The organism is Pseudoalteromonas sp., from assembly GCF_041629635.1.
In the GTDB taxonomy this organism is placed as follows: Bacteria; Pseudomonadota; Gammaproteobacteria; order Enterobacterales; family Alteromonadaceae; genus Pseudoalteromonas.
In genome coordinates this window covers 1-3,922 of the sequence record NZ_JBFKMX010000216.1, presented here as the reverse complement: position 1 = coordinate 3,922, position 3,922 = coordinate 1, and the positions used below count along the sequence as shown (strand labels likewise).

Below are 3,922 nucleotides of genomic sequence, written 5' to 3'. Positions count from 1 at the left end.
TTTCTGTTCAATGTGCGGTCCTAAATTCTGTTCGATGAAAATCACCCAAGAAGTGCGTGATTACGCGAAAGATCTAGAAAATCAGGGCGTAGATATTTCTGATGCCAATGCAATTGAAATTAAAATGATTGATGTTGAAGCAGAAATGAAAGCGAAGTCAGAAGAGTTTAAATCGGCTGGTTCTGAGATTTATCAGAAAGTGTAAATCAGCAATAAGCATTCAGAATTCAGCAAGTAAACGTGCTGAATTCTGAAACCTATTTAACTGCTTGGGTGTATTATGATAGCGACTACTCAGCGAAGAAAAATAGCGATTTTAGGCTACGGTTTAACGGGGCGCTTAGCGGCATTACAGCTTTATAAGCAGCATCAGGTATCGGTATTTGAGTCGGGTAAGGTTACAGGTGAGCAAAGTGCAGGTTTTGTTGCTGCAGCCATGCTCGCGCCGTTAGCTGAATCGATTCTATGTGAAGCTGATTTAGCCGAACTTGGCTTGCGGGCAATGCCTTTGTGGCAGTCGATACTTGAGTTGTTAGATGAGCCGGTGTTTTTTCAACAACACGGCAGCTTAGTGGTTGCACATCAGCAAGATAAAGGCGATTTAGACTCGTTTGCGAATCGCTTAAAGCCGCTGGCAGAGCAAAGTGCTAAAAAGCTTAATGGTGCGCAGCTTGCCGAGCTTGAACCCGCACTTGCTGGGCGTTTTCACCAAGGTATTTACTTGCCGTGTGAAGGGCAGCTTGATAATCGTGCGTTTTATCATGCAAGTTACCAACAAGTAAAAGGTAAGGTTACTTTCTTTGAATCGTTTTCAGGCAATATCAACGAAAACCACTTTGATGTGATTTTGGATTGCCGTGGTTTAGGTGCTAAACCTGAGCTTCAAAACCTTCGCGGTGTGCGCGGTGAAGTGGTGCGCTTATATGCGCCAGAAGTGTCGCTTAATCGACCTGTGCGCTTAATGCACCCGCGCTATCCAATCTATATTGTGCCAAAGCCTAATCATGAATTTGTAATTGGCGCGACAGAAATTGAATCGCAATCAACAAAACCAATGACGCTGCGTTCAGCAATGGAATTGTTGTCAGCAGCATACACAGTGCATAGTGGCTTTGCTGAAGCCGAAATACTTGAAATGCAAGCAGGGCTAAGACCAAGCCTGCCCGATAACCGCCCGTTGGTTGAAAAACAAGGCAAGCGCATTGTGATTAATGGCTTGTATAGACATGGTTATTTACTGGCGCCCAAAGTGGTTGAAATGGCGCTTGAGCAGATTAACTAAGAGTGCAAAATGAATTTAATAATTAATGGCGAAAAGCGCGATGTTGAAAGCAATACGACGTTGCTTGCTTTGTTATCTCAGCTTGGCGCGAACGAACCCTACGCGGTTGCAGTAAATAATATCTTTGTGCCGCGAGAACAATGCGAAGATATCACTTTGGCAGAAGGTGATCAGATTGAAATTCTCTCGCCAATACAGGGGGGCTAATGGATAAACCGTTAACTATTTATGGCCAAACATTTTCTAGTCGCTTATTTATTGGCTCAGCATTGTATCCATCTCCAGCAGTAATGCAGCAATCAATTAAAGCATCGAGTGCTGAGGTGGTGACAGTATCCTTGCGCAGGCAAGGTACCCTTGAAGCCGGTAATGACTTTTGGCAGTTGATAAAGGATACCGGTCTCAAAGTATTACCCAATACCGCTGGTTGCCATAGTGTGCAAGAAGCTGTAACTCTTGCCAAAATGTGCCGCGAAGTGTTTCAAACAAATTGGATCAAGCTTGAGCTTATTGGCGATGACTATAATTTACAGCCCGATCCGATTGGTTTGCTTGAGGCGACAAAACAACTAATTGATGACGGTTTTGAAGTGTTACCGTATTGCACCGACGACTTAGTTATTTGCCAAAAATTAGTAGATTTAGGTTGTGAAGTACTCATGCCGTGGGGCGCGCCAATTGGTACTGGTAAAGGGTTGTTAAATCCGTATGCCTTAAAAACCATTCGCGAGCGCTTACCTAATACCACTTTGCTAGTGGATGCTGGGCTTGGCTTACCTTCACACGCAGCAACGGCAATGGAAATGGGGTATGATGCGGTATTATTAAATAGTGCGGTAGCGCAAGCGGGCGACCCAATTGCAATGGCAAAGGCTTTTTCACTTGCGGTAGACGCTGGCAGAATCGCTTATGAGGCCAAAGCAATGCCTGAAAAAGAGGTTGCGAAACCGTCAACCCCGACAATGGGCATGCCTTTTTGGCATCAGCAGTAAATCGCACAACATAAATCAGTTTAAAATTGGGATCTAATGGGTAATTTAATTTGGACTATTGCTGGCTCTGACGCTGGTGGCGGCGCGGGAATTCAAGCTGATATAAAAGCAGCGCAAAGTTTTGGTGTGCATGCATGTAGCGTGATTACCGCACTTACAGCGCAAAATAGCATGGGCGTGGAAGAGATTAATGGTGTTGCAATCAAGGTGATTGAATCCCAGCTTGACGCCCTTGAGCAAGATGTACAACCTAAAGTGATTAAAATTGGTATGCTTGCCAATGTACAGCAAGTAGAGTTTATTGCTAATACGCTTAAACGCTATAAAACCACTTGGCAAAAGCCACCAGTTGTTGTTTACGATCCAGTAGCGGTAGCTTCAAGTGGTGACAGTTTAACTGAAGAAGATATTTTACCAGCAATTAAAACCCATTTATTACCACAAGTAGATGTGATCACGCCAAATACCCAAGAAACCCAAATTCTTACCGGTGTGTATTTAATTGGCCCAAGTGCAGTGCAAGATGCAGCGAAAGCGTTTAAAGAGTTAGGTGTGCAGAGTGTGCTGATAAAAGGCGGCCATTGGGATTATCCTAAAGGCTATTGCATAGATTATGGTGCTCATCAAGGTGAAGAGTATTGGTTAGGCAATAAAGCAATTAACACACCGCATAGTCATGGTACAGGGTGTTCTTTTGCTTCTAGTGTTGCAGCCAACCTTGCTAAAGACTATCCGCTCAAAGATGCCTTTATTCTTGCTAAAGCTTACATTAATCAAGGTTTAAGGCATGCAGAGCGGTTTGGTCAAGGCATTGGCCCTGTGGCGCATTGTGGTTTCCCTCACGATATTAATGATTACCCAGAAGTAATTGAAGCGGATTCGTGGCTTGGTCAGGAGCTTGATCTGGCAGTGGATTCAGAGCAAGTGAGTGCCCGTGATTTTGCAAAAATAGAAACGCGCAACTTAGGCATTTACCCTGTTGTTGATTCAGTTGATTGGATTGAGCGCTGCTTAAAAGTGGGCATTAAAACCATTCAGTTGCGTATTAAAGATAGCAGCGATGCTGATCTTGAAGAAAAAATAGCTACCGCGATTACCCTTGGTAAAAAATACGACGCGCGCTTATTTATCAATGACTACTGGCAATTAGCAATAAAGCATGGCGCCTATGGTATTCACCTTGGGCAAGAAGATATCTCGGTCGCTAATTTGGCTGAAATTAAGCAAGCAGGTATACGCTTGGGCGTATCTACCCATGGTTTTTATGAAATGCTGCGCGCGCATAATTATCGCCCAAGTTATTTAGCCTTTGGTGCAATTTATCCAACCACCACTAAAGATATGACGGGGCAAATTCAAGGCCTTGAAAAGTTAAAACACTTTGTACCACTGATGCATGATTACCCTGTAGTGGCAATTGGTGGAATAGACTTAGCCCGTGCTGAAGAAGTTGCAAAGACAGGCGTTGGCAGTATTGCTGTTGTGCGCGCAATTACAGAAGCAGCTGATCCTGAAGCGGCGATTGTAGAACTTGAGAATGTGCTGAACTAGCTATGTTATCGTTATCAAACCAAGAATTAATTCGTTATTCTCGCCAGTTACTATTGCCAGAAATTGATGAGAATGCGCAACTTAAATTAAAAGCGGC

General features: G+C 43.8%; 4 protein-coding genes and 1 pseudogene. All 5 read left to right on the top strand.

Going from position 1 to position 3,922, the window contains the following annotated elements; genetic code table 11:
- Nucleotides 1-205 (top strand): annotated as a pseudogene (locus ABYD77_RS18210) (phosphomethylpyrimidine synthase ThiC); the annotation flags it as partial.
- A gap of 75 nt (nt 206-280) precedes the next feature.
- Nucleotides 281-1,282 carry an FAD-dependent oxidoreductase gene (locus tag ABYD77_RS18205; protein WP_372771513.1) on the top strand — a complete coding sequence of 334 codons (1,002 nt, stop codon included), beginning with the start codon at nt 281-283 and terminating at the stop codon, nt 1,280-1,282.
- 9 nt (nt 1,283-1,291) lie between these two features.
- The gene (thiS, locus tag ABYD77_RS18200) at nt 1,292-1,489 is read left to right on the top strand and encodes a sulfur carrier protein ThiS (RefSeq protein ID WP_372771512.1); all 198 of its coding nucleotides are present in this window, start codon (nt 1,292-1,294) and stop codon (nt 1,487-1,489) included.
- Nucleotides 1,489-2,274 carry a thiazole synthase gene (locus tag ABYD77_RS18195; RefSeq protein WP_372771511.1) on the top strand — a complete coding sequence of 262 codons (786 nt, stop codon included), beginning with the start codon at nt 1,489-1,491 and terminating at the stop codon, nt 2,272-2,274. The genes thiS and ABYD77_RS18195 overlap by 1 nt, the downstream gene beginning before the upstream one ends.
- Nucleotides 2,275-2,310: 36 nt before the next feature.
- Entirely contained in the window at nt 2,311-3,825 is a 1,515-nt protein-coding gene (gene thiE, locus ABYD77_RS18190) for a thiamine phosphate synthase (RefSeq protein ID WP_372771510.1), read from the top strand.
- Nucleotides 3,826-3,922: the final 97 nt, after the last annotated feature.

Excerpts from the sequence above, each read along its gene's own strand:
- thiS (WP_372771512.1), top strand. The coding sequence starts at position 1,292 with ATGAATTTAATAATTAATGGCGAAAAGCGCGATGTTGAAAGCAATACG.
- ABYD77_RS18205 (WP_372771513.1), top strand. The coding sequence starts at position 281 with ATGATAGCGACTACTCAGCGAAGAAAAATAGCGATTTTAGGCTACGGT.
- thiE (WP_372771510.1), top strand. The coding sequence starts at position 2,311 with ATGGGTAATTTAATTTGGACTATTGCTGGCTCTGACGCTGGTGGCGGC.
- ABYD77_RS18195 (WP_372771511.1), top strand. The coding sequence starts at position 1,489 with ATGGATAAACCGTTAACTATTTATGGCCAAACATTTTCTAGTCGCTTA.